This is a genomic window from Pseudomonas sp. NPDC089547, assembly GCF_050280665.1.
GTDB lineage: Bacteria > Pseudomonadota > Gammaproteobacteria > Pseudomonadales > Pseudomonadaceae > Aquipseudomonas.
This window is the reverse complement of record NZ_JBNNVS010000015.1, coordinates 50,082-76,045: the sequence shown is the minus strand read 5'-3', so window position 1 is coordinate 76,045 and position 25,964 is coordinate 50,082. Positions and strand designations below refer to the sequence as shown.

At 62.5% G+C, this 25,964-nt stretch carries 19 protein-coding genes; 3 read left to right on the top strand and 16 right to left on the bottom strand.

The features are described 5' to 3' along the window. Positions 1-7 precede the first annotated feature (7 nt). On the top strand, positions 8-802 hold the full coding sequence (locus ACQKPZ_RS13090) for an SDR family NAD(P)-dependent oxidoreductase (protein WP_427538563.1): 795 nt from the start codon (positions 8-10) through the stop codon (positions 800-802). A 129-nt stretch (positions 803-931) separates the two neighbouring features. On the opposite strand, the gene ACQKPZ_RS13085 is transcribed toward ACQKPZ_RS13090, so the two are convergent. The 15 genes from ACQKPZ_RS13085 to yaaA form a co-directional block, all read right to left on the bottom strand. Continuing rightward, positions 932-1,744 (bottom strand): SDR family oxidoreductase, encoded by an 813-nt coding sequence (locus ACQKPZ_RS13085; protein WP_427538560.1) that lies wholly within the window; start codon positions 1,742-1,744, stop codon positions 932-934. A gap of 15 nt (positions 1,745-1,759) precedes the next feature. Continuing rightward, positions 1,760-2,224 carry a multidrug transporter gene (locus tag ACQKPZ_RS13080; RefSeq protein WP_391127545.1) on the bottom strand — a complete coding sequence of 155 codons (465 nt, stop codon included), beginning with the start codon at positions 2,222-2,224 and terminating at the stop codon, positions 1,760-1,762. A gap of 84 nt (positions 2,225-2,308) precedes the next feature. Further along, positions 2,309-3,763, bottom strand: a complete 1,455-nt coding sequence (locus ACQKPZ_RS13075) for a mannose-1-phosphate guanylyltransferase/mannose-6-phosphate isomerase (protein ID WP_427538557.1) — start codon at positions 3,761-3,763, stop codon at positions 2,309-2,311. Between the two features lie 38 nt (positions 3,764-3,801). Continuing rightward, positions 3,802-4,449 carry an alginate O-acetyltransferase AlgF gene (locus ACQKPZ_RS13070; protein ID WP_403197851.1) on the bottom strand — a complete coding sequence of 216 codons (648 nt, stop codon included), beginning with the start codon at positions 4,447-4,449 and terminating at the stop codon, positions 3,802-3,804. A gap of 20 nt (positions 4,450-4,469) precedes the next feature. Beyond that, positions 4,470-5,627 carry an alginate O-acetyltransferase gene (locus ACQKPZ_RS13065; RefSeq protein ID WP_427538554.1) on the bottom strand — a complete coding sequence of 386 codons (1,158 nt, stop codon included), beginning with the start codon at positions 5,625-5,627 and terminating at the stop codon, positions 4,470-4,472. 10 nt (positions 5,628-5,637) lie between these two features. Then, a complete protein-coding gene (locus tag ACQKPZ_RS13060; protein WP_391127554.1) occupies positions 5,638-7,095 on the bottom strand; it encodes an MBOAT family O-acyltransferase in 1,458 nt (485 codons plus the stop codon). A gap of 197 nt (positions 7,096-7,292) precedes the next feature. Continuing rightward, positions 7,293-8,396, bottom strand: a complete 1,104-nt coding sequence (locus ACQKPZ_RS13055; protein ID WP_427538551.1) for a mannuronate-specific alginate lyase — start codon at positions 8,394-8,396, stop codon at positions 7,293-7,295. A gap of 8 nt (positions 8,397-8,404) precedes the next feature. Further along, positions 8,405-9,847, bottom strand: coding sequence for an alginate O-acetyltransferase (locus ACQKPZ_RS13050; protein ID WP_427538548.1), 1,443 nt, complete (start codon positions 9,845-9,847; stop codon positions 8,405-8,407). Between the two features lie 13 nt (positions 9,848-9,860). Beyond that, positions 9,861-11,420 (bottom strand): mannuronan 5-epimerase AlgG, encoded by a 1,560-nt coding sequence (algG, locus tag ACQKPZ_RS13045; protein WP_427538545.1) that lies wholly within the window; start codon positions 11,418-11,420, stop codon positions 9,861-9,863. A 16-nt stretch (positions 11,421-11,436) separates the two neighbouring features. After that, positions 11,437-12,915, bottom strand: coding sequence for an alginate export family protein (locus ACQKPZ_RS13040; RefSeq protein WP_286111237.1), 1,479 nt, complete (start codon positions 12,913-12,915; stop codon positions 11,437-11,439). Beyond that, positions 12,912-14,396: an alginate biosynthesis TPR repeat lipoprotein AlgK gene (gene algK / locus ACQKPZ_RS13035; RefSeq protein ID WP_391127566.1), complete on the bottom strand. Its 1,485-nt coding sequence runs from the start codon at positions 14,394-14,396 to the stop codon at positions 12,912-12,914. Before algK ends, ACQKPZ_RS13040 begins: the two co-directional genes overlap by 4 nt. Before the next feature lie 51 nt (positions 14,397-14,447). Continuing rightward, positions 14,448-15,614, bottom strand: a complete 1,167-nt coding sequence (locus ACQKPZ_RS13030) for a PilZ domain-containing protein (protein ID WP_391127569.1) — start codon at positions 15,612-15,614, stop codon at positions 14,448-14,450. Positions 15,615-15,650: 36 nt separating this feature from the next. Then, positions 15,651-17,132: a glycosyltransferase family 2 protein gene (locus ACQKPZ_RS13025; protein WP_427538543.1), complete on the bottom strand. Its 1,482-nt coding sequence runs from the start codon at positions 17,130-17,132 to the stop codon at positions 15,651-15,653. A gap of 74 nt (positions 17,133-17,206) precedes the next feature. Further along, positions 17,207-18,523, bottom strand: coding sequence for a nucleotide sugar dehydrogenase (locus tag ACQKPZ_RS13020; protein WP_016713524.1), 1,317 nt, complete (start codon positions 18,521-18,523; stop codon positions 17,207-17,209). Positions 18,524-19,501: 978 nt separating this feature from the next. Beyond that, positions 19,502-20,281 carry a peroxide stress protein YaaA gene (yaaA, locus tag ACQKPZ_RS13015; protein WP_427538540.1) on the bottom strand — a complete coding sequence of 260 codons (780 nt, stop codon included), beginning with the start codon at positions 20,279-20,281 and terminating at the stop codon, positions 19,502-19,504. 137 nt (positions 20,282-20,418) lie between these two features. Here yaaA and ACQKPZ_RS13010 point away from each other — a divergent pair, with 137 nt between their 5' ends. Both ACQKPZ_RS13010 and ACQKPZ_RS13005 read left to right on the top strand, forming a co-directional pair. Further along, positions 20,419-21,546 carry a polysaccharide deacetylase family protein gene (locus ACQKPZ_RS13010; RefSeq protein ID WP_427538537.1) on the top strand — a complete coding sequence of 376 codons (1,128 nt, stop codon included), beginning with the start codon at positions 20,419-20,421 and terminating at the stop codon, positions 21,544-21,546. Between the two features lie 281 nt (positions 21,547-21,827). Next, positions 21,828-23,222 carry a PhoH family protein gene (locus tag ACQKPZ_RS13005; protein WP_391127584.1) on the top strand — a complete coding sequence of 465 codons (1,395 nt, stop codon included), beginning with the start codon at positions 21,828-21,830 and terminating at the stop codon, positions 23,220-23,222. A gap of 63 nt (positions 23,223-23,285) precedes the next feature. Here ACQKPZ_RS13005 and ACQKPZ_RS13000 read toward each other — a convergent pair whose 3' ends face one another. Further along, entirely contained in the window at positions 23,286-25,718 is a 2,433-nt protein-coding gene (locus ACQKPZ_RS13000; RefSeq protein WP_427538534.1) for a TonB-dependent receptor plug domain-containing protein, read from the bottom strand. Positions 25,719-25,964: the final 246 nt, after the last annotated feature.

Genomic DNA, 25,964 nt, shown 5'->3' with positions numbered 1-25,964 from the left:
GGCACAGATGCACATTTCCCTGAACGGCAAGCGCGCCATCGTCAGCGGCTCCACCGCCGGCATTGGCCTGGCCATCGCCATCGGCCTGGCCGAGGCGGGGGCCGAAGTGGTTCTCAATGGTCGCACCCAGGCCCGCGTCGACGAAGCCCTCAAGGCCGTGCGCGAACGCCTGCCGCAAGCACGCATCATCGGCATCGCCGCCGACCTCGGCAGCAAGGACGGCGCGCAGAAACTCTTCGACCAAGTGCCGCACGCCGACATCCTCATCAACAACCTCGGCATCTTCGAGCCCAAGCCGTTCTTCGAGATCGAGGATGAGGACTGGCAGCGCTTCTTCGACGTCAACGTACTCAGCGCTGTGCGGCTGTCGCGTCACTACGCTCAGGGCATGGCCGAGCGCAAATGGGGGCGGGTGGTGTTCCTGTCTAGCGAGTCGGCGCTGCAAATCCCGACCGAAATGATTCACTACGGCATGACCAAGACGGCACTGCTGGCGGTTTCGCGTGGGCTGGCCGAAACCCTGGCAGGCACCGGGGTGACGGTGAATGCGGTGTTGCCGGGGCCGACCCGCTCGGAAGGTGTGGGCGATTTCTTTGCCAAGCTGGCGCAGGAACAGGGGGTGTCGAGTGATGAACTGGAAGCCAACTTCCTGGCTGAGCACCGGCCGACATCGCTGATAAAGCGGCTGGCGACGGTGGAAGAGGTGGCCAATATGGTGGTGTACCTGGCGTCGATGCAGGCCAGCGCGACGACCGGGGCTGCATTGCGGGTGGATGGTGGGGTACTGCGCTCCATCGCCTGATTTTGTGTTGCCTGTACTGGCCTCTTCGCGGGCTTGCCCGCTCCCACAGGTATTGCACCAGCTTCGGGATCACACTACTCCTGTGGGAGCGGGCAAGCCCGCGAAGAGGCCAGTACAGGCGACCGAAGCTCAGAGAGGGCGCAGCAAGCCAAAGCGTTTGCGCAACGCCCAGTCCAGCACCCGCCGCGGCAGCAAGCGGGCCATCAGTGGCAACGCGGTACTGCCATTCCCCAATCGCACCAGCGCCGGTACCGGTGTCTTGCCGACAGCCGCCAACACCCCCTGGGCAAACACCGCCGCCGAAGTCGGTTTGTCCTGCGACGCCCGGGCCCGGGCCTGTACATGCTCGCGCAACGGCCACCACGCCGAATCCGCCGCCAGTACCTGCTCTGCCTGGCGCTGGGCGTTGTTGGCGAACTGGGTGTCAATCGCTCCTGGCTGCACTTCCATCACCTGCACACCAAATGGCGCCAGTTCCAGGCGCAAGGCATCGCTCAGCGCATGCACGGCAGCTTTCGAGGCGCAGTAGGCTCCGGCGAATGGCGTGACCAGTACGCCCGAGACACTGCCGATGTTCACCACAGTGCCTCGTGAGCGGCGTAGCAGTGGGAACAAGGCGCGGGTTACGCCTACCACGGCGAACACGTTGGTTTCGAACTGCTGGCGCAGGGCGTCCACGCCGCCATCGAGCAACGGGCCCATGGCGCCGTAGCCGGCGTTGTTGATCAGGATGTCGAGGCTTGGCAGTTCCTCGGCCAGGCGGACCAGTGCCTCGCTGTCGTTCACATCCAGTTGCCGGGCGCTGAACCCGGCGGCGTTCAATACCTCTACATCTTCAGCCTTGCGGGCGGTGGCCCAGACTTGGTGGCCGGCATCGCGGAAGGCGTCGGCCAGGGCGCGGCCGATGCCGCTGGAGCAACCGGTGATCAGAACGGTGGGCATGTGAGTGGCCTTCGATTAATTGGCAAATGTACCCTGCAGGTGCTCAGCCCGAAACTCCAGGGTCTGTGGCCGGTACCCGGAGCGCAGCGGCGGCAATGGCAAGCAGTCTTTCCATTCGGCCCCCGGCTGCAATTCACCCGGCCCCCGGTAACGCGGCGCATTGTAGGTATTTTCGGCCAGGTTCACCGTATCACCCGGCGCATACGCCGCCACCCGCCAGCGCAGCTCGGTAAGCGGCACGTTGTTGCCGTTTTTCATGCGAACCTGCAGCGCACGGTCGGCAGGGCATTGCTCGGGGGCATAAACGAGGCGCAAGTCCAGGCGGGCCAGTCGTGAGGTTTCGCGGTTGTCCTGCCACACGACAAACAACGCCACCAGGCCCAGGCCGCACACGGCGGCCAGCGAAATCGGCAGGGCCTTGGCCGGGTAGCGCAGCAGCAGTACCAGCCAGGTAAGGATGAGGAAGGCACCGATGATCATGGGGCGGGCAGACCTTGGTTGCGCGGGGTCTGACCATCGTAGCCTGAAATGGGAAAGGGCCGCAAAGCGGCCCCTGGGTGTTACTTACTGCGCGATGGTTTTCACCGAAACACCTCGCTCGACGGGTGTGGAGGTTCGCCCATACACATCCTCGAAGCGCTCGATGTCATCCTCGCCCAGGTAGCTGCCCGACTGCACTTCGATGATCTCCAGCGGGATCTTGCCTGGGTTGCGCAGGCGGTGGATCGAGGCGATCGGAATGTACGTGGACTGGTTCTCGGTCAGCAGGAACACGTTCTCGTCGCAGGTAACCTCGGCAGTGCCCGACACCACGATCCAGTGCTCGGCGCGGTGGTGGTGCATCTGCAGCGACAGGCTGGCACCCGGCTTGACGGTGATGTGCTTGACCTGGAAGCGGCCGCCCATGTCTACCGAGTCGTACGAGCCCCACGGGCGGTACACTTCCAGGTGGTTCTGGGTTTCGCTGCGGCCCTGTTCGTCGAGGGTCTTCACCATCTGCTTCACGCCCTGGACCTTGTCCTTGTGGGCGATCATCATGGCGTCCTTGGTCTCGACCACCACGATGTTTTCCAGGCCGATCACCGACACCAGCTTGCCGTTGCCATGAATCATGCAGTTGCGGCTGTCCTGCACCACCACGTCGCCTTTGGTGACGTTGCCATCCTCGTCTTTCTCGTGCACTTCCCACAGCGATGACCAGCAGCCCACGTCGCTCCAGCCGGCCGACATCGGTACCACGCAGGCACGCTGGGTTTTTTCCATCACGGCGTAGTCGATGGAGTTGTCCGGGCAGCAGGCGAAGGTGGCTTCGTCGATGCTCAGCACATCGTCGTCTTCCTGGCTGCGCTCCAGGGCCAGCACGCAGGTGTCGTAGATGTCGCCTTCGTGCTTTTTCAGCTCTTCGAGGAAGCGGCTGGCGCGGAACAGGAACATGCCGCTGTTCCAGAAGTAACCACCGGCCTGGACGAACTCGGCAGCGCGTTTCTCGTCAGGTTTTTCAACAAACTGGGCCACCCGTGCCACGCCTTCGGGCAGCAGGGCGTCCTGGCTGGAGCGGATGTAGCCGTAGCCGGTTTCCGGTTTGGTCGCCGGCACGCCGAACAGCACCATCTCGCCACGCTCGGCGGCCACGGTGGCCAAAGCCAGGGCGCGTTGCAGGGCCTTCTGGTCATCGATCACGTGGTCGGCGGGCAACACCAGCATCAGCTCGTCGCGGCCTTCGTTGACCAGCTTCATGGCGGCCATGGCCACGGCGGGCGCGGTGTTGCGGCCGAACGGCTCCATCAGGATGCCCTGGGTTTCGAGCGTCAGCGCCGCCAACTGCTCCTGGACAATGAATTTGTGGTCTTTGTTGCAGACCACGATTGGTGCGTCCATGCCTTCGAACACCAAACGCTGGATGGTTTGCTGGAAAAGGGTGTATTCACCGGTCAGGGCCAGGAACTGCTTGGGGAACTGCTTGCGCGACAGAGGCCACAGACGGGAACCGCTACCACCAGAAAGAATTACCGGGATCATTGTGTTTCTCCAATAAGGTTCGAAAGAGGCAGAGGGGATCAGTTGCTAGCCACGGGGCGAGTTACCCACACCGGCGACAAGGCGTTGCCGGAACCTGTTACATACAGCACCGCGGCCTCGCCGCGCTCCAGGGCAACGGGTTTCACGTCGCCGACTTTCTTGTCTCCTTGGAACAGCGCCAGGTTGACCTTCACCGGGTTGATTTCACGTTCACCACGGCCGTTGGCGGCCACCGGCTTGACCACTTCGGTCTTGCCGTCGGCGGTTTTCAGGGTCAGTTGCTGGTCGCTCAGGTTCTGCACGCGCACCAGGGCTTTCTGCTTGTTCTTGAACGGCGGTTCTTCGATCAGCTGCGGGTTGCCGCTGCTGCTGTTGACCAGGGTGTAGTACTTGTCCGAGGCCAGCTTCACCGGCACGCTCTTGCCGCCGACCTGGGCGGTGTAGTCGCCACCGGGCAGGAAGCTGAAGTCGCTGCTGGCCTGAGCGCCAACCTGCTTGATCTGGGTGTTGCCGACGCTGGCGGCAGCCGGTGCGCTGGCGGCGTTGAACAGGCGCACGAAGGTCGAGCCTTTTGGCGCGCTTGGGCCGTACAGCGCAGCGTCGGCACCGGCAAAGGCCTGCATCGAAGCAAGGGAAAGGCCGGCCGCGAGGGTGAGGGCTTTGGCAATGGAAGTCTTGGTAGTCATGTGCATTTCCTCTCTATCGTTCAGTGGTTCGTCCGGGGGGACGACAAGGCCAGGTTTTCTTCGGATTTACGGGCGTTTTTCAGCTGCGCGATCCACTGCGGATCGAAGCTGCCGAGGTCGGTTTTCATGGGCAGGTAACGTTCGGGGAATTCCCACACCACCACTTGCGGTGCGGCGTTCTTGAAGGCATCGCTTTGCAGGTACTTGAGCATTGGCAGCAGCGGGCCATGGCCGTCTTCGGCGTAGTTGGCCACGTCGCTGCGCAAGGCCTGCTGCAATGCACCCAGGAAGTTCCAGTGCGGGTTGGCGCTGTAGCTGGTGCCTACCAGCGCCACCGGGATTTCGTTGTTGGCGAACAGTGCGTCGTCACTTTCACCCGCTGCTTCTGCCGGGCGGGTGCTGCGCTGTTGCAGGTTGTCCGGGGTTGGCAGCAGGTTGCTGAACAGCGGGTCGAGCGGCAGGAAGTTGGTCAGGTCGCCTTTGTAGGGCGCGGTGCTGCCGGCTTCGGTGACGAAGGTTTGCGGGTCACCGTTGAGCAGGTGCTGCCGGCTTACCGCCTCGGCCAGGGCCTGGGCGGCGACTTCGGCGCCCATCGGTGTCCAGTGGGTGTCGGTGCGCAGGAATACCTGGCCGCGAGCCTTGGCTTGTTCCATGGCCGCTTGCAGGTCCGGGGCAAACACGTTGGCCTGGCGCACCTGGGCGTGGAACTGGTTGTACAGGTCGTCGTGCAGGCTGGCCGGTTGCTCCTTGCCCAGGTATTCCGAATAGATACGCGCCTTGGCGGGCACGATGGCCAGCACCAGCTGGCTGCCATGCTGTTGCAAGGTGTCGCGCACGCCGCGGATCAGCGCCAGGTTTTCCTGCATCTGTTGTTCGGCACCGGCGGTGGGGTTGAACTCCTCGTCGCTGAACAGCCACTGGTCGCGGCCCAGCACCACACCGGGGCGGCCTTCGTTGAACAGCTTGAAGTCCAGCGCCGCCCAGAGGTTGGTGCCCAGGCGCTTGATCGGGAATTCGGCGTCGTAGTGGGTTTCGGCGGCCTTGGCCAGCTTGCCGTTGAGCACGGTCATCTGCTCGGTGCGCTGGAAGCTTTGCAGGCCACCGGTGGACCACACGCCCATGCCGACCAGCAAGCCGAGGAACGACAGTGAATACGTGATGCGTAAGGTACGGTTCATGTCATCGGCCTCAGAACTGGAAGTACAGGAACGGTGAGTAGCTTTGCGCCGAGAGCTTGAGGATCGAGGCCACGAACAGCAGCAGCACCAGGGCGCGGGTCATCACCCGGGCCCAGTCCAGGCCGATCGAGCCATCCGCGTTGACCTGCACTGGGGTTGCTTTTGGCGCTGGCTTGGCATTGCGGTAGAAGTCGCGCAGGCCGAAGAACGCCAGGGTGAGGTAGGCGATGACCAGGGTGGCCACTTGCAGGCCGGTGAGCTGGGCGCGGTTGAGTTCCGACAGCTGCCAGTCGCCGAAGCTGAACATGGCGCCGTACATGCGGCCGGCCACGTGCAGGTTTTCGGCGCGGAAGATCACCCAGCCGACCACCACCAGCAGGAAGGTGAAGGCCCATTTCACCGGGTTGAAGCGCTGCGGGTTGGTGTCGATGCCCAGCGCGCGCTCGATGGCCAGCCACATGCCGTGCCAGGCGCCCCAGATGATGTAGGTGAAGTTGGCGCCGTGCCACAGGCCGCCCAGCAGCATGGTCAGGAACAGGTTGCGGTAGGTGTTGAAGGTGCCTTTGCGGTTACCGCCCAGGGTGATGTACAGGTAGTCGCGCAGCCAGGTCGACAGGCTGATGTGCCAGCGGCGCCAGAACTCGGTGATCGACTGGCTGATGTACGGCTGCTTGAAGTTCTCCATGAAGCGGAAGCCCATCATCAGGCCAAGGCCGATGGCCATGTCGCTGTAGCCGGAAAAGTCGAAGTACAGCTGCGCGGTGTAGGCCAGTGCGCCAAGCCAGGCGTCGCCAGTGGTGGGGTTTTGCAGGGCGAAGCAGTGGTCGGCCACCACCGCCAGGGTGTCGGCGATGAACACTTTCTTGATGAAGCCCTGCATGAAGCGGGTGCAGCCTTCGGAGAACTTGTCCAGGGTGTGGGTGCGGTTGTTGAACTGGTCGACCAGGTCCTTGAAGCGCAGCACGGGGCCGGCGATCAGGTGCGGGAAGATCGCCACGAACGCCGCGAAGTCGATGAGGTTGCGGGTAGCCGGGGTGTCGCCGCGGTACACATCGATGATGTAGCTGATCGACTCGAAGATATAGAACGAGATACCGATCGGCAGCAGCACGTGGGTGAGGATGAATGGCTCCAGGCCGAACGAGCTGATGATCGCGTTGAGGCTGTCGACGCCGAAGTTGGCGTACTTGAAATAGCCAAGGATCGCCAGGTCGACGCCCACACCCAGCAGCAGCCAGCGTTGGGCGGGCTTGGTGCGCACACCGGCGGCACCGACTTTAAGGCCGATCCAGTAGTTCCACAGGGTGACACCGGCGAACAGGGCCAGGAAGTCCACCCGCCACCAGGCATAGAAGATGTAGCTCGCGACCAGCAGCAGCAGGTTGCGATAGCGTTGCCCGCTCAAGTAGTACAGGCCGAGGAAGATCGGCAAGAACAGGAACAGGAACACGTTGGACGAGAAGACCATCCCGGTTCTCCTTTTTGTTCACAGCATCCGGGGCACAGCGCCCCCCAAACCCCCCAGCAAAAAGCTGGAGGGCAACTTAGATCCCTGTGGGAGCGGGCATGCCCGCGAACAAGGGCGAAGCCCTTGCCATGCACCGCGGTGGCTTCTTCGCGGGCATGCCCGCTCCCACAGGTACCGACCCCACAATGGGAGTCAGTTCATTTCTTGCTTGCTGCGCTCGGGTCGTAGACCCGGGTCAGGTTGCCGCCAAGTCGGAAGCTGTCGAACGGCTGCATGCCATGCTTGCGCTCGAGCGTGTCGCCGACGCACTGGTACAGGGCGCACCACGGTTCGAGCCAGGCGTACTTGCTGTCGACCTTGAGGTCTTTCATGTCTTGTTTTTCGCCCGCGCGTTCAGCGAAGTGCTTGGGGTCGCGGGCGCCGTACAGCACGCCTTCACCCAGGCGCTGCAGGGCAAAGTTGTTTTCGCTGCGCAGGTCCACACCGTTGGCCTTGGCAAAACTGGCAATCATCGCCAGCGGTGGCAGGGCGTAGTTGTGGTAGGCCAGGGCGCGCTGCTTGCGCTTGATCTCGTTGGGCAGGAAGCCCTGCTCGTCCACCTGGTTGGCGCCGATCTTGTATTCCTTCACGGCCCAGTCGAACAGGTCGCGGCGGTTGGTAGCCACCGAGGTGGCCATTACCGACCAGGCGGCCCAGTAGCTGTGGTTGTTGATCTTCGCCAGTGGCAGGTTGCTCCAGTCGCGCACGGTCTGCTCGGCCAGGCGGGCGAACCATTTTTCAATCAGCTCGGCCTCGGCCTGGTGCGCGGCCAGCGGCTGCGAGTTGGAGAACTTCAGGCGCAGCCACGAACCACTCATGCTGCCCAGCGCCCATTTGCGCATGGACTTGCCCGTGTGGTTGTAGTTGGTGGACATCAGCGCATCGGCACGCGCCCAGGTGCCCAACCAGGTCAGGGCGCAGTCGAGTTGTGCCGGGCGGCCGTCACGCATGTACTGGTTGACCATCTTGGCGACGCCACGCTCCAGGGTGGTGATGTCCTTGGTGGAGTCGCGGAATGCCTGCTCGGAATCCTCGTTGAGGGTTGCCCGGGCACTGTCTGAACCTTCGTACTTGCTGCGGAACTGCAGCGCACCGGTGTACGGCTTGGGCGTGGCTTCGCAGCGGAAGTTACCGTCGCCGGTCTTGAGCTTTTCGATCCCCTCGTAGTACCCCTGTGGGGGGACCAGCGCAGCATGTGCGGCCCCCCCGAACAGGGCCAGCGCGAGCAGGGCGGGGCGGAAGATTCGCTTGAAGGTGGTCATGGGTCGCCTCACTGGCCGGCTTGCGCGGTTTGCGCAGGCACGGCGAAGTTGTTGCGTTTGCAGAGTTTTGCTTCGACTTTCTGGGTGCCGCTTTCCGGGCCCTGCACCTCGAAGGCCAGCAGGCTCTGGCTGGCCCAGTCCTCGTCTTCACGCATCTGGAAGACAAAGCGGCCGTCGGTGTCGGAGGTTTCCGGTTTTTCCAGCTTGATGTCCTCGTGGCGGCCGTTGAGGTACCACAGGGTGGCCTGCAACACCTTCACCGACGGGTCTTCGAACTTCACGTCCATTTGCAGGTTGCGGTTGATCAAGTCCTTGATCACGCCGCCCTTGCCGTTGACCATCAGTTCGTTCTTGCCGGGCTTGAGGGTGGTGCTGGCGCTCATCAGGGCCGGGCGGTCGTCGCAGCCGTCGTCGAGCAGGCCAAGGATTTGCCGCCAGATGGTTTCCTGGTCCAGGCGGTACAGCGGGGAGAATTCCCAGATCAGGATCTTCGGCGGGTTCTTCTGGAACTCCTCGCTGCCCAGGTACTGGATCATCGAGCCTTCCAGGCCACCACCGGGGAAGGCGACGTTGAGCACGTCGGCGCCGATGTACTGTTCGAGGAAGCCCGAGAAGTTGTAGTTCTTGCCACTGTGGCTGGTGCCCACCAGGGTGATCTGCGCGTTGCCACTGTCACCGAACAGGTCGTCGCCACCGCCGCTGGAGCCTTTGGGCTCGGTGGCGAACTGGTCCATGTACTGCACCGCATAGCTGGTGCCGCAGAGCTGGCCGGCAACGTTGTGCAGGGTGCCGGTCTTGCCCATGCGCCCGGATTTCTGGGTTTCGAATTCCTTGCGCGGGATGCCTTCGAACGCCGGCATGTGGTGCACGGTGTCGGCCACGATCCTGGCGGCGCGTTCGGCGCCGTAGGGCGTCCAGTGCTGGTCGCCGCGGAAGTAGAAATCCTTGCCCTGGTCGGCGGCAGCCAACTGCTCGTTGGTCAGCGGCGACAGGTCGGGCACGTTGTAGCCCATGCTGGCGAAGCGCTTGAGCATGGCCTGGTAGTTGCCCAGCGCCTTCTGGTAATCGAAGGCTGCTTTCTCGGCCGGGTTGAGCATGTTGCGGTTCACCAGGCCACGGGTCGGCTGGTACACCACCACCAGTTCCACGCCGCGCTTCTTGAACGCGTCGTGCACCTGCTGCAGGCGCTTGTAGCCGGCCGGGGTGGTGTTGAACTCGGTGCGCAGGTCTTCGCGGGTACGGAACAGCCAGTCCCCCTTGGCCTGCACCAGCGTGGTGAAGTTCTGCTGGTAACGGGTGGTGTAGCGGCTGGCGTCATGCGCTTCGGGGCACAGCTGGCAGCACGGCTCGGCGCTGAAGGTGGGAGCCTTCACGTCGTCGGCGCGCACGCCCTGGCTGATCGCCAGAAGGGCGGCGGACAGGCCCAGCAGTTTCATCAGGTGTGGGGTCATGGTCTGGGCTTCCTTAATCGATCATTTCGGTCTGGCGTTCGACCGGGTCGATCAGCACAGCCTTTTGCTGGCGCACCAGCAGGTCGAGGATTTCGTCCTGGCGCTCGCCGAGGATGCCGTTGAGGCTGATACCGCTGGCCTTGCGCGGGGCGAGCATCGACACCTTGTACAGCTCGACCGACAGCGGCGAGTCGATCGACAGCGGGCCGGAGCCGTTGGCCGTGAGCTCGCCGCCCACCAGAATCAACGACACCTTGGTGTCGAACGGGTCCAGGGCAATGTCGCGGTCGGTGTCGGACAGGTCTTTGATGTGGCCGTACACGCCCACCAGGCCGTTGGCCATGGCGACGTTTTCGTACAGGCGGATGTTCACGCTGTTACGCACGCGGATGCCGTGGCGGCGGTTGTTGATCAGCTTGTTGCCCCAGATCAGGTTGTCGCCGCTCTCGTACAGGGTGATGCCGTCGGTGTGGTTGCGGTAGATCTCGTTGTAGGCGATCAGGTTGTTGACGCTGTTACGGTCGATCACCACGCCTGAGAGCTTGTTGTCGTAGCTCTTGTTGTTGATGATCCAGCTGTCGTTCACCTCACGCGAAACGATGATGCCGTGCTTCTTCTTGGTGCCGTACACCGTGTTGCCGGCGATGATCAGGCGGTGCGAGCGGTCGTGCGGGTCGATGCCGTAGACGATGTTGTCGCGGTAGGTACTGTCCTTCACCACGAAGTCCTGGGTTTCGTAGCAGTAGAAGCCGTACCACATGTCGCTGAACTCTGAGCCGATGATCCAGCCGGTGGGTTCCGGGCGGCCCATGCGCTTGGCCATGTTCGGCGTGTACTGCGAGATGCTCACACCGTACGACTTGGACTTGGCGTAGCCGAAGCTGGCCATCTTCGTATTGACGATGTAGGTCTCGGTGCCGCCCCACGACAGCAGGAACGGGCGGAATTCCTTGGGCGAGCGGAAGGTCGCCGGGCCATTGTCCTTTTCGCGCCAGCCGGTCACCTGGGTGTCGGTGACGAACAGCTTGCCGTCGTTGACCAGGAACGAACCGCCCTCCTGGGACAGGCGCAGCTGCTTGACCTTGCCGTCGATCTCGAGGATGCCCTTTTGCCCGACCACAATCGGCAGTCGCGCCAGGTAAACACCGGGCTCGACTTCGCTCAGGTACTGCTTGGGCACCTTCTTGCTCAGCTCCACCAGGTCGACATGGCCGTCATCGACGAAGATCGCCTGGGGAATACCGTGCTGGCGCTGCACCCACTCGGCCGCCTTGTTGTCACCGCCGACGAATTCCTTGAGGGTGTCCTCCTGGAACATGCGGCGCAGGCTGACTTTCCCCTTGCGGCTACGGTCGATCTTTTTCTGCACGGCCTCGGCCGTGAAACCGGTCAGGTCAGGCAGCTTGGGCGGGTCCATCTGCAGCGGCTCGATCGGCGCGCTGGCCACGGTGTAGGTCTTGGCCTGCTGCAGTTCCTTGGCAATCACCTGAGGTTCTGCGGCGGCGACCAGGCCGCTGGCCAGCAGCAAGGCGCTGGCCAACAGGCTGTGACGTAAGTGCGGGTGAAGGTTCATCAGGTTTCTCCCGGCCTCAGAATCGCCAGATCACGTCGACGAAGGCGCGGTGCATGTACGAATCCGCTTCCTTGCCATAGGCGTCGCCCGGCTTGAACACACCGGCACGCAGGCGCACCAGGGCGGACGGCTCGTCGATCGCCTGGCTCATTGATGCCGGCAGCAGGCCTTGCTTGAAGTACTTGGTCACGACCACGTCCATTTCCTGGCCAAGGTCTTTTTCACCGTCGACCAGCTGGCGGTTGACGCCGTTGTCGTCGACAGCGGCATTGATGCCGCTGGAGCCGATGTTCTGGTTACCGTCGACACGCCAGAACTTGTGGTAGATCAGGCTGGCGTCGTAGTCGTCGCGCAGCTGCCAGGAGGCGAACAGGGTGGCGGCCTGCAGGTTGCCCAGTTCGCCACGGAATGCTTCGCCGAAACGGTGCACGCGCGAGCGGGTGCCGGTGAAGTTGGAGCGGTTGCTCTCAAGGCCGGTCTGCTCGAAGTTGTTCGAACCGTCGTCGCCACCGCCGCCGCTGCCACGGGCATAGGCCGCGCCGACCTGCCATTGCGGGTCCAGGCGCAGGCGGATGCCGAGGTCGGTGGCCCAGGCATTGACGTCGCCGCTCTGCTTGCCGGTGGCAACCTGCTCGTCGCCGACGGCCTGGCTGCTGAGGGTGTCGCGGTCACCGGTCAGCCAGGTGACGCTGCCCCAGTAGTTGACGGTGTGGTCGTTGCGCCAGTTGTAGGCGTCGCTGTTGGCTTCCAGGCCCAGCCAGGTCAGGTCGCCGGTGCGGGTCTTGTCCAGTGCGTCCACGGTTTCGCCCGGGTTTTTCAGGCTGCCGCTGTCGTGGGTGTGGTGGGCACGTACGCCTACCCAGTGGCCAGGCGTCCACTGCGTGGCGACGTTGCCGTAGATGTGCGTGCGGTCCTTGTCTTCCGGGGCCAGCTCGGTGAGGTCGGTGCGGTATTCGCTGAAGCGCTGGGCCACGCCCAGGTCGGCCTTGAGCAGGGTGGTGTCGAAGGTCCAGTTCAGTGCTTCGATGTTAGTGTCGCGCCACATGCCATCGTCGCTGCGCAGGCGCTGGCGACCAAGGCGAAGTTGCTCGCCCGGGTAGGCGGTGAGGCCACTGTAACCCACCCAGAACTCGCGCATGGCCAGGTAGCTCTTGTCGGGCGTGCGGCCATGATCGCCGGTGTCGGTGGTGGTGCCGTCGTCGTTCTGGCGCAGGGTGTCGGTTTCGATGGTGTCGGTGGCGGCGACGGCCTGGCCCATGGCGTAGGCGCTCCAGTTGCCGCGTTCGCCGTACACCCACGGGCGCAGGTCCAGGCCCAGGCCGTTGACGTCACCGCCAGGGCGGGTGCCCAGGTCGCGGTCGTCTTCCGACTGGCCGGTGATTTTCACGTCCAGGCCAAAGTTCTTTTCAGCAGTCATTTCCGCCAGGGTCGGGCAGGACCACAGCAGGGCGAAGCTCAGGCCGATGCCAGCTTTCACGAAGGGATTGAGCGTCATAGCGAGTCCTCACCGTCTACTTCTTTTTCGTCGTCTTGCAGGGCTTCCAGGGCCAACGTGCTGTTCGCGCCCTGGGCCATGCTGCCACGTGCCTGCTTCTCTTGCGCCAGCAGCTGCTGGGCCTGGCTGCGCTGGTCTGGCGTGAGTTGCTGGTCGAGTTGCTGCAGCAGTTCGCTCGATTGCGGGGTCGGGTTGACCTGCGACAGCTGGGCAAATACCCAGGCATTACCCGGTTGCGGGCGGATGCCGTGGCCTTCGCTGAACAATTGGGCCAGGGCGTAGTCGGCGCTGTTCTGCCCGCCACGGGCGGCGGCCAGCAGGTGGTCGACGGCCTTCTGCGGCTCGACGTTGCCCAGATAGCCGCGGCGGTACAGCTGGCCCAGGTAGTAATGGGCGCTGATCTCGCCTGCGTCGGCGGCGGCCTGCAGGTGTTGCTCGGCCTTTTTGGCGTCGGCTGGCAGGGTCTTGCCTTCGTAGTACAGGCGGCCCAATAGCAGTTCGGCACGAGGCTGTTCGGCTTCCCGGCCCTTGTCGATGTAGGCCAGCAACTGGTCGGTGTCGCCCAGTTCAGGGAAGTCGTAGACCAGCTGTGCCAGGCTGACCCATGAGGCCGGGTTGGCCGGGGCCACCTGCTCAAGCAGCGCCTTGGCGGTTTTCTCGTCGGTCTGGCCGAGGCTGCGGTCAGCCAGCACACGGGCAACGCTGTCGACCCGGGTGGCCGGCACTGCACCACGGGCGTAGGCGGCTTTGAGCTGGCCGAGCAGGGCCGCTTGCTGGTCGGCCTGGCCACGCTTCTGGTACACGGTGGCCAGTTCGACGTAGCAGATGTCGGTGGTGTTCAGGGCGGCCTTGCAGATTGTTTCCACGTCGCCCAGGTGCTGGTCGTAGGTGCCTTGGGTGCGGTAAAGCAGCACCTGGGCCAAGCCCGCTTCCGGGTTGCCGGCGGCGCGCCATTGGTCGATCTGCTGCTGGGCGTTGACCTTGGGGAAGCTCTGCGGGTAGCTCAGGTAGAGCATCGCCAGCGGGATCAGGGTATTGCTTTCGCCTTGACGGGCGGCTTGCTTGAGCAGGGTTTCGGCTTCTTCGCGTTCGGCCTGGGTGCTGTCGGGCTTGGCCACCAGCAGGCGACCAAGGCGTGCCTGGGCGCGGGGCGACGTGGCCGCTGCGGCGCGGTAGGTGGCCTCGGCTTCCTTGATTTGCGACGGGTCGCGGGTGGCCACCTTGATGTCTGCCAGGCCCACTTGCGCTTCGCTGTAGCCCAGGTCGGCCAGGGCCTTGTAGTTGCGCTCGGCCAGGGCTGTGTCACCGCGCTTCATGGCTTCGTTGGCCAGGCGCTGGTCGGGCAGGCCGGCACAGCCGGCCAGGGCGATGGCCATGGCCAGACCACACAAGCCAAGGTTCACACGGACCCTGTGGGAGCGGGCAAGCCCGCGAATTGGCGTGGCCGACGATGCTGCCCATGCTGGCCTCTTCGCGGGCATGCCCGCTCCCACAGGATAGGTGTTGGTATCAGAGATCATCGTCCGGTCCTCTTACAGCCCACGGGCCACGGCTTTGTCGATCAGCCAGTTCAGCGATGGGCCACGGTCGCTGTTGACCGCAGCCGGGCGGCCGGCCAGTTCGGCGGGCAGGCCGCTATCGGGCTTGATCTGCACGCGAATGTCGGAAGCCAGGTCTTCGCTGTTGAGGCTGGCGCTGCTGACAATCTGACCGGTGCGGACTTCGTCTTCGCCGGCCACCTGGAAGTTGACCTGGGTGCCTGGCTTGACCTCGTCGAACTGGCGGTAGCTGAAGCGCGCCTCGACCATCGGCGTGGTGGTGCGCGGGATCAGCTGGAAGATGGCCTGGCCCTTGGCGGCATACTGGCCGTCGTCCACCAGCTGGCGGGCGACCACGCAATCGCAGGGGCTGGTCAGGGTGCCGGACAGCTGCTTGCCGAACAGCTCCTCGATCTTGGCCGGTTCCAGTTGCGCGTCATCCAGGTTGCCTTTGAGCATGTCCAGCATGCTGGTGGTGAAGCTGGCCAGTGGTGCGCCCTTGGCAATTTGCCCACCACTTTCGACCAGGCTGCTCACGGTACCGTCGCGCGGCATGGTGATGGTGGTGGTCGGCACTGCGACCACACCGGCTTCGGCATGGCTGACGAAGTACATGCCGTAGAGCGATTTGGCGACAAAGCCGAAAGCAGCCACGCCGACCACGAACACGCCCAGGGTGACGGTAACGGCCTTGAGCCGGCCGAAGGCGCTCAGGCCAGAGCCGCCGTCTTTTTGCTTGCGCGCCTTGGTGAAGTTGTCACGTTGCAGGGTGCTGAGCACGTCGCCGATGCTGATCAGCTCACCCGACAGGTGGCTGGTGATGATGTGCCGCAGTGTGGCGATGTCGCGGGGTTCGAGGTTCTGGAACTGCGCGCCGGTACGGCCGCTGCCTGGGTTGTACGAGCGCACCTGGAACTCGATGTCGATCGACAGGCCCAGGTTGTCGACCACGAACTGCAGGCGCCCGCGCAGTACATCGCCCACCGACAGTGGCTGCTTGGTGTGGAAGCTCAGGCCACCGGCAGAAAGGTCGTCGACCTTCACTTCGTGGGTCTGGCGCTGGGCGTCCAGGAACCGCAGCTTGGCGGGAATGCGCACCCGGGCGTGTTGGCGCTGGGCTTCGGACTCATGCACGACATTGACGTTCACGGCGGTATTCATGGGGTTTGTTCCTGTTAGATCCGATCCGGGTTGGGCTCACACGACCATGAACAGCACAGCAACGAAGATGCTGGCAGCCGAGAAGGTCATGGTCCGCGAGGACCAGGTGTTGAACCATTGTTGAAAGCTGGCGAGGTCACGCTTGAGGGCAGTGGGCTGACGCGTCCACGACTGCTTGTCGAGGCGGAAGAACACGTAGATCTTCATCAGCGCGCCGATGATCTGGTTGTAATAGAGAATCAGCGGGTAGGCCGGGCCGACGTTGTGGCCGCTGCACAGCAGCATGACGGTGAGGATCAGGCGGGTGATGCCGATCCACAGCAGGTACACCAGCAGGAAGGCCAGGCCGAACTTGAGGCTGGCGATTACCGCCACGGTCAGCCCCAGCAGGCTGGTCCACATCGACACGCGCTGGTCGAACAACACGATGCTGGTGAACAGCCCCAGGCGGCCGAGGCCCAGGCCCAGAGCACGGGAGTTCTGCCGCAGGTTGTTGCCGTACCAGCGGTACATCAGCTTGCGGCTCGCCTTGAAGAAGCTCTTTTCTGGCGGGTGCTCGACCGTGTTGATGGCGGCGTCCGGCACGTAGAAGGTGTCGTAGCCCAGGCGCATCAGGCTGAACCAGCTGGACTTGTCGTCACCGGTGAGGAACTTGAAGCGGCCCAGGCGCCAGTGCATCAGCGAGTCGCTTTCGACGTCGGCGATGAACTCGGGGTTGGTCACCACGCTGGCGCGGAACATCGACATGCGCCCGGTCATGGTCAGCACGCGCTTGCTCAGGGCCATGGAGCACATGTTGATGTGGCGCTGGGCGAAGCGCAGCTTGTGCCATTCGCTCATGATGTAGCCGCCACGTACTTCGCAGAACTCGTTGGTGGTCAGGCCGCCCACGTTGGGGAACAGCTTGAACCACGGCACGGTCTTGCTTACCACGCCATCGGCCAGCACGGTGTCACCGTCGATCACCGCCACCACGGCGTTTTCGTCCGGCAGCATGCGCGAAATGGCACGGAAGCCGTAGGCCAGGCCATCGCGCTTGCCGGTGCCGGCAATGCGCACGATGTCCAGCTTCACATGGGCCGGCGGGTTGTACTTGGCCCACAGGCTCTTCACCAGCAGTTCATCGGACATTTCCACCAGCGAGCAGACCACGGTGGTGGGGAAACCACAGTTGATGGCCTCGCGGATCACCGAGCTGTACACCTGGGCGGTGGTCAGTGCTTCGATGCGGAAACTGGTCACCATCAGGTACACATGCGACGGGGCGGTGGCATCGCCCATTTTCTGCACCTTGCGGCGCAGGTACGGGTAGACGATGTACAGGAAGATCATGCCGCGGATGAAATGGGTGGCGCCCATGGAATAGCGCCAGATGCCGACTGCGCCGACCAGGAAGATGAAGTGCTTCGACTGCGAGTCGAAGATATCGGCTGGCAGGGCCAGGGCGATCAGCATGAGCAGGCTCATGTAGAGCAGCCACCCGGCGCACTGCAACAGCACGGTCTGGAGCCTTTGCATGTTCAGCATCCGTCGAGAATTCGGGGGAGGGTGGGCAGCGCAAGTGGGGAGGCTTGCGCTGCCCGGCCAGGCACTTACCAGCAGATGCCTTCAGTGCGGCTGGTGGTGCAGGTCGGTTTGCTCATGAAACCGACCAGGTCGATCACCTGCTTGCCGGCTGGCGCTTGCTGGGCCAGCGCGCGGAACTGCTCGTCGCGGTTGCCGAGCACGATGATGTCGGCGTTGTCGATCACCTGCTGGAAGTCGGCGTTGAGCAGCGACGACACGTGCGGGATCTTCGACTCGATGTAGTCCTTGTTGGCGCCGTGTACACGGGCGTACTGGACGTTCTCGTCGTAGATGTCCAGCTGGTAGCCCTTGCCGATCAGGCGCTCGGCCAGCTCTACCAGTGGGCTTTCGCGCAGGTCGTCGGTACCGGCCTTGAAGCTCAGGCCCAGCAGGGCGACCTTGCGCTTGTCGTGGGCTTCGATCAGCTCGAAGGCGTTCTGCACCTGCGATTCGTTGCTGCGCATCAGCGAGTCGAGCAGTGGTGCGCGTACATCGAGGCTGGCGGCACGGTAGGTGAGGGCGCGCACGTCCTTGGGCAGGCACGAACCGCCGAAGGCGAAACCAGGGCGCATGTAGTACTGGGACAGGTTCAGCACGGTGTCCTGGCAGACCACGTCCATCACTTCGCGGCCATCGACGCCCACGGCCTTGGCGATGTTGCCGATCTCGTTGGCGAAGGTGACCTTGGTGGCGTGCCACACGTTGCAGGTGTACTTGATCATCTCGGCCACTTCGATCGGCTTGCGGATGACCGGGGCGTCGAGTTCTTCGTAGAGGGCTTGCAGGATGTCGCCGCTGGCGCTGTCCAGTTCGCCGATGACGGTCATCGGTGGCTGGTCGTAGTCCTTGATCGCGGTGCTTTCACGCAGGAATTCCGGGTTGACCGCCACGCCGAAGTCGACGCCGGCCTTTTTGCCCGAGCAGTCCTCGAGGATCGGGATGACCACGTTCTTGACGGTGCCAGGCAACACGGTGCTGCGCACCACGATGGTGTGACGGCGGGTGGTGTCACGCAGCACGTAGCCGATTTCGCGGCACACCGACTCGATGTACTCCAGGCCCAGGTCGCCGTTTTTCTTGCTGGGCGTACCCACGCAGATCATCGACACGTCGCTGGCACGGATGGCTTCGGCGAAGTCTGTGGTGCCGCGCAGGCGGCCATTGGCGATGCCCTGTTGCAGCAGTGCTTCCAGGCCAGGTTCGACGATGGGCGACTTGCCCTGGTTGATCAGGTCGATCTTGGTGCTGGACACGTCCACACCGATCACTTCATGGCCACGCGCCGTCAGGCAGCCTGCACAGACTGCACCCACATAACCCAAACCAAAGATGCTGATACGCATCGCTATCACCTCATGTGTTTATCACGCCGACGCTTACCAGAAGTGCCGGCCGGGTTGATTAACAACAGTTTTCGGGCGCACGGGTCCATGGCGAATGCACACTTCGCCGAGCGCAGGCAAAACAAATCCGGAGCGCAAAAAGTTATGCACTCAACGTTGGCAGTAAAAAGCCATCAATTAAAAAACGTGCCCTGAAATGCAGCCGTCTTTATTGCAATACGCTACTTGGCGCGTTGCTGTGCTTGTTCTTTCAAGTGGAAAAATCCTTTGAAATCAACCACTAGGACGATTCGTAAGGGGCGCGCTTCTCCTGCGTGGACAGGGTTTCGGGATTTCCGTGATACCTGTCGAAGTTATCTAGGCGGGTAATGGATACCTGCCCGTGTCATCTGTAAGTCATCTCTCACAGCCCAGGGGCAGGAAATTCGTTACGGCACTATGAGCGGCAGGTTGCAGGAGAAGTTCCTGAGTGGGTTTCGCCCGGATGAAAGATTTCTAAATATTTATTCAGTTGTAGGCAGTTTCAATTTGATAGCACGCGGGGGTTTCGTCCCTGTGTATCAAGGGTGAAACTGTTGCGAGATATTTTTATGCCAGTATCGAAAAATATTTTTCAAAAATCGTCAAAAAAGGTATGAGCGGTCTTATGACGGTTGGCGATAACGACAGGTCTGGAGAAATTTTGGCGCCGGTTTTTTGGCGTAATGGCGGTTTGCAGTGTGCCCTGTTGCAGGGCAGGAGGATTTATCCGGGCTGCTGGCCTCTTCGCGGCTAAAGCCGCTCCCACAGGTTCAAAGTGAACCCGAAGCCAGTGCAGTATCTGTGGGAGCGGGCGTGCCCGCGAACACCGGCGCAGCCGGTGCCATGCCTTGCGTTGGATTCTTCGCGGGCACGCCCGCTCCCACAGGGATATCCCAGTATTCAAAACTGTGGTGATCCTGTGGGAGCGGCTTTAGCCGCGAAGAGGGCCTGGCAGGCTTACTCGCCCGGATGATCGCGCAAAAACACCAGATGGTCTGGCTTGGACTGCTCGGCACTGTAGTAGTACCCCTGCACATCGAACTGCTTGAGTTGCTCCGGGTCGCTGATGCGTTGCTGAATGACGAACCGGCTCATCATGCCGCGGGCTTTCTTGGCGTAGAAGCTGATGATCTTGTACTGGCCGTTTTTCCAGTCCTTGAAGTCGACGTTGATCACCCGGGCCTTCAGGGCACTGCGTTTTACCGCGCTGAAGTACTCGTTGCTGGCCAGGTTCAGCAGCACGTCATCGCCCTGTTCGGCCAGGGCCTGGTTCAGCCATTCGCTGATGCGCGTGCCCCAGAAGGCGTACAGGTCCTTGCCGCGGGCGTTGGCCAGCTTGGTGCCCATTTCCAGACGGTAGGGTTGCATCAGGTCCAGCGGGCGCAGCAGGCCGTAAAGGCCCGAGAGCATGCGCAGGTGGTTTTGCGCGTGGCTGAAGTCGTCTTCGCCCAGGCTCTCGGCGTCGAGGCCGGTGTACACGTCACCCTTGAACGCCAGCAGCGCCTGCTTGGCATTGGCGGGGGTGAAGTCCGGAGTCCAGCTGCCGAAACGGGCGGCGTTCAGGCCGGCGAGCTTGTCGGACAGGTGCATCAGATCGCTGATCTGTGCAGGCGACAGTTCGCGCAGCTGCTGGATCAGTTCCTGAGAGTCGTCCAGGTACTGGGGCAGGGTGAAGCGCTCGGTTACCGGCGGGGTATCGTAGTCGAGGGTCTTGGCGGGGGAAATCACCGTCAGCATCGGGTCGGCTCCTGGCATCGTTGGCCGGAGATTCTACGGGCTGGGCGGTGCAAGTCCAAACTATGGCGACGATAGTCACAGACCATGGGGCGGTACAGGCGCTATAGTTCGCGTTTTGCCGTTGCGGAGCCTTCCCCGTGCGCATTGCCTTTGCCTTGCTGGCCGCGCTGTTGAGCCTGGCCGTGCAAGCCGCCCCTTCACCCCAGGTAAGCCTGGACCGCAGCCTTTGGCCCGAGCAACTGGACAGCCCGGCGCTGTTCGATGTGGCCTCGCGTGCCGAGATCCTCTCGTTCGCCCAGGTGTTGCACGAAAGCGAACTGCTGGACGATGCGGCGCTGGCGTCGCGGCTGGGGCTGCGGCAGATCAACCTGCAGAAGGTGCGCCAGGTGAGGGCGCGCATGTGGCAAAGGCTGTGGGAAGGTTATGGACAAGCCCAGCGCAGCTGCGAGCAGGATGCGTCATTCTGCTACCCGGTAACCTCAATGGCGGATTTGCGCACACAGGCAGCGACGTTCGCTGCGGATGTCGGCACGTTCTATACCACCTGGATCGAGCCAAGCCATCAGTTCCATGTGCGTTACCTGGACGATCAATTGCGCAAGGCAGCACTGCTGCCGCAGACCAGCAGCGAAGTGGAGCGGTTGTCTTCGCGCGAGCGCAACGGTGATCAACTGAACGACCGCATGTTCCTGTTGACCTTCGTCGGCGGGCCCGGGCCGGATGGCGGGAATACCGACCTGCTGACGGATTACCTGCGTCGGCAGAAGCTTCAGGGCACGTTCTTCGTGCTGGGCAACCGCTTGCAGCAACGCCGTGACGCGGGTGCGGCGAATGCGTTGCGCCAACTGTATCGCGGGCAGTGTGTGGGCATTCAAGGCTGGGAATACCGTTCCCATGCCCAGTGGACGGATTGGCAGGACTCGTTGCGGCGCAGTCAGGCGCGGGTGCAGGCGGACTTACCGGACCAGTATGTGCCGCTGTTCCGCCCGCCTTATGGCCAACGCCGTGCTGATGGCGAGGCGTTCATGGCCACGCAGCAACTGCGGGTATCGTTGTGGGATATCGATGCCGAGGACGATGGCGCCCTGGGCGCAGAGGCTTCGGCGCAACGCGTGCTGACGCTGATGCTGTTGTGGCGCAAAGGGGTGATCCAGTTCCATGACAGCGCGCCCAAGGCCCAGCCCGCGGTGGAATGGCTGCTGCGTAATACCGCGCAAAGCGGGATCGGTTGGGAGGGTTGCCGGGAATATGGATATAGCGATTAGAGGGTATGACTTCTGAGCGTAGTCCCCTCTGGCCTCGCCGCCAAGGCCTCTTCGTCAATCGGAAAAATAAACTTCAAAAAGACGTAAAAATGCTTTTTTCGGTCATGGTTTTTGCGGTATGAAGAAACCAGACAGCCGATTCCTGCAGCACAGGTGGCGTCATCCAGGCCCACCTGAGCAGGTTCGCTTCCCGCCCGTAACAACGCGGATACGGGGAGAGCGGTAGTCACTTTGCGGCGCAACAGACCGCGCCGTATGGCTTCGACATAAGGTGACCGAGTATGGATGACCAAGGACGCAACCCTTCCTCCAGCAAGCCAATCCTCTATGTGCTCGATACCAACGTCCTGATTCACGACCCCAACGCGTTACTGAACTTCGAGGAGCACCATGTCGGCATTCCGATGACGGTGCTGGAGGAACTCGACAAGCTCAAGACCGGTAAACAGACCATCGCCGCCGAATGCCGCCAGGCCATTCGCCTGATCGACCAGACCCTGGGTGATGCTTCGCCCAGCGATGTGGAGCAGGGCGTGCCGATCCAGCGTAACAAGAGTGGGCCCAAGGGCTTCCTGTCGATCCTGATGAGCCCGCGCAACGAGCCCAGCAAGTTGTTGCCGGAAAACCTCAACGACAACATCATCATCAACACCCTGCTTGAAGTACGCAGCCGGCGCACCGACCTGGATGTGGTGCTGGTTACCAAAGACATCAACATGCGCCTGAAGGCCCGTGCCTGTGGCATTGCGGCCGAGGACTACAGCACCGACCAGCTGGTGGATGACGTGTCCTTGCTGTCCAAGGGCTACCATTCGGTTACCGGCTCGTTCTGGGACCGGGTGAGCAAGGTCGACACCCGCCAAGAGCGCGGCCGCACCTGGCATCGGGTGCAGATGATCGACAACCTGCCAGCCGTGCACATCAACGAGTTCATCATTGATGAGCAGGGCTTCGTTGGCTGGATCAAAGGCATTCGCAACGATGAACTGCTGCTGCTTGACCTGCACCAGGAACCCCTGTTGCACCAGGAGGCATGGGGGCTGAAACCACGCGACATCCATCAGAGCCTGGCGCTGTTCGCCCTGCTCGACCCGGATATCCATCTGGTAAACCTGACCGGCGCCGCCGGTTCCGGCAAGACCATCCTGGCCCTGGCCGCCGCCATCGAGCAGACCATGGTCAGCAAGCGCTACCGGCGCATCATTGCCACCCGCAGCGTGCAGGGGCTGGACCAGGAGATCGGCTTCCTGCCGGGCACCGAAGCGGAGAAAATGGAGCCCTGGCTGGGTGCGATTACCGACAACCTCGAAGCCTTGCACATGGATGACGAAAGCACCCATGGCAGCGTCGAGTACATCCTTGAGCGCGTGCCGTTGCAGTTCAAGTCGCTGAACTACATTCGTGGTCGCAGCTTCCAGCAAAGCCTGATCCTGATCGACGAGTGCCAGAACCTGACGCCGCACCAGATGAAAACCATCATCACCCGCGCCGGCTCCGGTTCCAAGGTGGTCTGCCTGGGTAACCTGGCGCAGATCGACACCCCCTACCTGTCCGCGACCAGCTCGGGCCTGACCTACCTGACCGAGCGCTTCAAGGACTTCCCCCACGGCGTGCATATCACCCTGCAAGGTGTGCCACGGTCGGTGCTGGCCGAGTACGCCGAGTCGCATCTGTAATTCAACAGCGCGGGCCTGCCATGGCAGGCCCGCGCTGTTGCCTGATGCGGTAGTGGGCAAGGGTCAGAAGTCGTACGCTACCTTGGTGTACCAGTAGCCTCCACCGGGGTAGAACGGCGGGTTACCGTAGGGTGCCAAACCCAGGCTGCTGTAGACAGCATGGTCATCAGGGCGTACATCAAAGATGTTGGTGCCGCCCACGCTGAGCGTGAAGTGCTCGGCGAAGGTGTAGCTTACGTCCAGGTCGGTGATCCATTTGGCGCCGAAACTCCGGTCGCCGCTGGGGTTCACGGCCAGCGTCTTGACTGAGCCATAACGGGTTGTTTGCAGGTTGATCGCCAAGTCCGAAACCTTCCAGTTGGCGCCGACGATCCACTTCGTCTTAGGCGAGGCGTCGGTCAGGTCGCCCTCGCGGTCGCGACCCACCAGGTTTACCCCCGAATTGGCCAAGGCAGCTGGCGTGTCCCGTGTGCCTTCGATAGTGGTCTTGTTCCAGTTGAATGCCAGGTTCCAGCGGATATCACCCCAGGCACCCAGCCCGGTGGTGTGATCGGCAACGATATCGAGGCCGCGGGTGCGGGTGTCGAAGGCGTTGGTGTAATAGTTGACCCAGGTGCCTTGAGCGACACCTTGGGCGGCCAGGATGCTGTTGATGACGCCATTACCCTGGTCATAAATGTTGGTGGTGAGGGCGATGCGATCGTCGATGTCGATCAGATAGGCGTCGGCCGTGATGCTGGTGCGCGGCGCCGGTTGCCAGGTCAGGCCCAGGCCCAGGTTGCGGGACTTCTCAGGTTTCAGGTCGTCGCCGCCCAGGGCCTGGGCCAGTGCGCTGCCAGACGGGGTAAGGCGGGTGACTGCTGGCACCACGTTGCCATTCACGTCGGTGGCGACGCGGTTGTCTGCCACGGTATAGCCGATCTGGGTTAGGGAGGGCGCGCGGAACCCCGTGCCGACTGTGCCACGGACAGCGACGTTATCGGTCAGTTCGTAACGCGAATTGACCTTCAGGCCGAAAGTATTGCCAGAGTCGTCGTCGTAATGCTCGACGCGGCCGGCGACGTCGAGAAACCAGCGGTCGGTCAGGTCGAAGGCCAGGTCGAGATAGCCGGCATAGTTGTTGCGGATCAGGCTGACTTCATCTTCAGGGCGGATAGTGACTGCCGCCTGGGCGCCAGAGGCCGCCGGATAGGCACCGGTAATGTAAGCTTCCGGGTCCCCGGCAAAGGTGCTGAACCGTTCCCAGCGATGTTCCAGGCCTGCCGAGACCTGAACCGGTGCAGTGAGATTGAACAGGCTGTCGGAACGGCGCGTGATGTCCAGGTTGTTTACCCACTGCTCGAAGCGGAAGGTGGCCAGGTTATCGAACCGTGTCGGCGAAGTGGTGCCCAGGGACGGGTTGATGTTTAGGTCGCTGGAGTGATGCACATTGTTGCGACCGTACGTGGTGCTCAGGTCCCAGTTCCAGTCCGCCACTTGCCCCTTGCCACCGAACAGGAACTGGTAGTCCCGGTCCTTGATGTTGTTCAGCGGGTAGTAGCCGTCCGGGAATACCTCGGGTACTGACGCGGTACCGGTGGGCAGGCGGAAATAGTTAGCGGCTTCGGCGTCACGCTCGCCATAAGTGGAGAACGAATAGAGGGTGAGGGCGTCCAGCGGCAGTTCGGCGTTGTAGGCCAGGTTGAACGCCTTCAGCTCGGGGTCGCCGTTCTTGATCGCCTCGCGGTCCCATGCTGCTTCCTTGGCCGGGTCCTGAAAAGCCCGGACGCTGCTGTCGGCCTTGTTGTTCCAGGATGCGCTGCCGCGCTTGCGGGCATCGGCGGACAGGTGGAAAAAACCGTTCTCGCCGAGCTCGAAGCCCTGGTTGCCCGCGACCTTGATGGTTTCACCCTCACCGGAGAACAGCCTGCCGTAACTGCTTTCAAGGTGGCCGCCAGCGTTATCGGAACGCAGGATGATATTGATAACGCCTGCCACGGCATCTGAGCCGTATTGCGCCGCAGCGCTGTCCTTGAGCACTTCGATGTGGTCCACCGCGCTGACTGGAATCAGGTCGATGTCTACCGCGTTGGCACCGCTGTTGTCGATCGAGCCGCGCTGGCCGGTGGCGCCGTTGTGCCTGCGTTTGCCGTTCACCAGCACCAGCGTGTACGCCGGGCCAAGGCTGCGGTTGCTGAGCGGGCGGGTGACCGAATTGTAGCCGGCGATATTGGTGCCGAAGTTGAACGACGGCAGCAGTTTGGAGATCGCTTCGGACAGCTCGGCGCGGCCGGTCTTGAGCAACTGTTCGCTATTGATCACATCAATGGGCGCCGGGCTATTGGCCACGGTGCGCTCCTGCCCGCGTAACCCGGTGGAAATCACGGTGACTGTGCCAAGGGTGGCGTCGGATGTGGCGGCGCTTGCCACTGTGGGTATCGACGCGAGCAGCAACGTACTGGCGAGCATCGTGCGCACGGGGGTATTGGCACGCGTGGAAGGGGCAATAGCTGGCATGTGCTAGAAAAAGTCCATTAAGCCTGGCACTGGCCCGTTGTATGGGTGCAGCAAGGTAAGGGTGGCGAGGAGGGGTTCAGGGGTGTCCTGTAAACATTGTGTGCGGTTCGTTAGCGAAGGTAATGCGATAAAAACGCTATTGGAAAGGTTTTTTTCGCATAAGCTAATTATGATAAATGCTGATTTAATGCTTCTACAAAATAATGTTTTTTAATAAAGATTTGTTGTCGTGTACAGGTGGGCCAT

Bases quoted from the DNA above. Each gene is read 5' to 3' on its own strand.
- ACQKPZ_RS13090 (WP_427538563.1), top strand. From the start codon at position 8: ATGCACATTTCCCTGAACGGCAAGCGCGCCATCGTCAGCGGCTCCACC.
- ACQKPZ_RS13085 (WP_427538560.1), bottom strand. From the start codon at position 1,744: ATGCCCACCGTTCTGATCACCGGTTGCTCCAGCGGCATCGGCCGCGCC.
- ACQKPZ_RS13080 (WP_391127545.1), bottom strand. From the start codon at position 2,224: ATGATCATCGGTGCCTTCCTCATCCTTACCTGGCTGGTACTGCTGCTG.
- ACQKPZ_RS13075 (WP_427538557.1), bottom strand. From the start codon at position 3,763: ATGATCCCGGTAATTCTTTCTGGTGGTAGCGGTTCCCGTCTGTGGCCT.
- ACQKPZ_RS13070 (WP_403197851.1), bottom strand. From the start codon at position 4,449: ATGACTACCAAGACTTCCATTGCCAAAGCCCTCACCCTCGCGGCCGGC.
- ACQKPZ_RS13065 (WP_427538554.1), bottom strand. From the start codon at position 5,627: ATGAACCGTACCTTACGCATCACGTATTCACTGTCGTTCCTCGGCTTG.
- ACQKPZ_RS13060 (WP_391127554.1), bottom strand. From the start codon at position 7,095: ATGGTCTTCTCGTCCAACGTGTTCCTGTTCCTGTTCTTGCCGATCTTC.
- ACQKPZ_RS13055 (WP_427538551.1), bottom strand. From the start codon at position 8,396: ATGACCACCTTCAAGCGAATCTTCCGCCCCGCCCTGCTCGCGCTGGCC.
- ACQKPZ_RS13050 (WP_427538548.1), bottom strand. From the start codon at position 9,847: ATGACCCCACACCTGATGAAACTGCTGGGCCTGTCCGCCGCCCTTCTG.
- algG (WP_427538545.1), bottom strand. From the start codon at position 11,420: ATGAACCTTCACCCGCACTTACGTCACAGCCTGTTGGCCAGCGCCTTG.
- ACQKPZ_RS13040 (WP_286111237.1), bottom strand. From the start codon at position 12,915: ATGACGCTCAATCCCTTCGTGAAAGCTGGCATCGGCCTGAGCTTCGCC.
- algK (WP_391127566.1), bottom strand. From the start codon at position 14,396: ATGCCCGCGAAGAGGCCAGCATGGGCAGCATCGTCGGCCACGCCAATT.
- ACQKPZ_RS13030 (WP_391127569.1), bottom strand. From the start codon at position 15,614: ATGAATACCGCCGTGAACGTCAATGTCGTGCATGAGTCCGAAGCCCAG.
- ACQKPZ_RS13025 (WP_427538543.1), bottom strand. From the start codon at position 17,132: ATGCAAAGGCTCCAGACCGTGCTGTTGCAGTGCGCCGGGTGGCTGCTC.
- ACQKPZ_RS13020 (WP_016713524.1), bottom strand. From the start codon at position 18,523: ATGCGTATCAGCATCTTTGGTTTGGGTTATGTGGGTGCAGTCTGTGCA.
- yaaA (WP_427538540.1), bottom strand. From the start codon at position 20,281: ATGCTGACGGTGATTTCCCCCGCCAAGACCCTCGACTACGATACCCCG.
- ACQKPZ_RS13005 (WP_391127584.1), top strand. From the start codon at position 21,828: ATGGATGACCAAGGACGCAACCCTTCCTCCAGCAAGCCAATCCTCTAT.
- ACQKPZ_RS13000 (WP_427538534.1), bottom strand. From the start codon at position 25,718: ATGCCAGCTATTGCCCCTTCCACGCGTGCCAATACCCCCGTGCGCACG.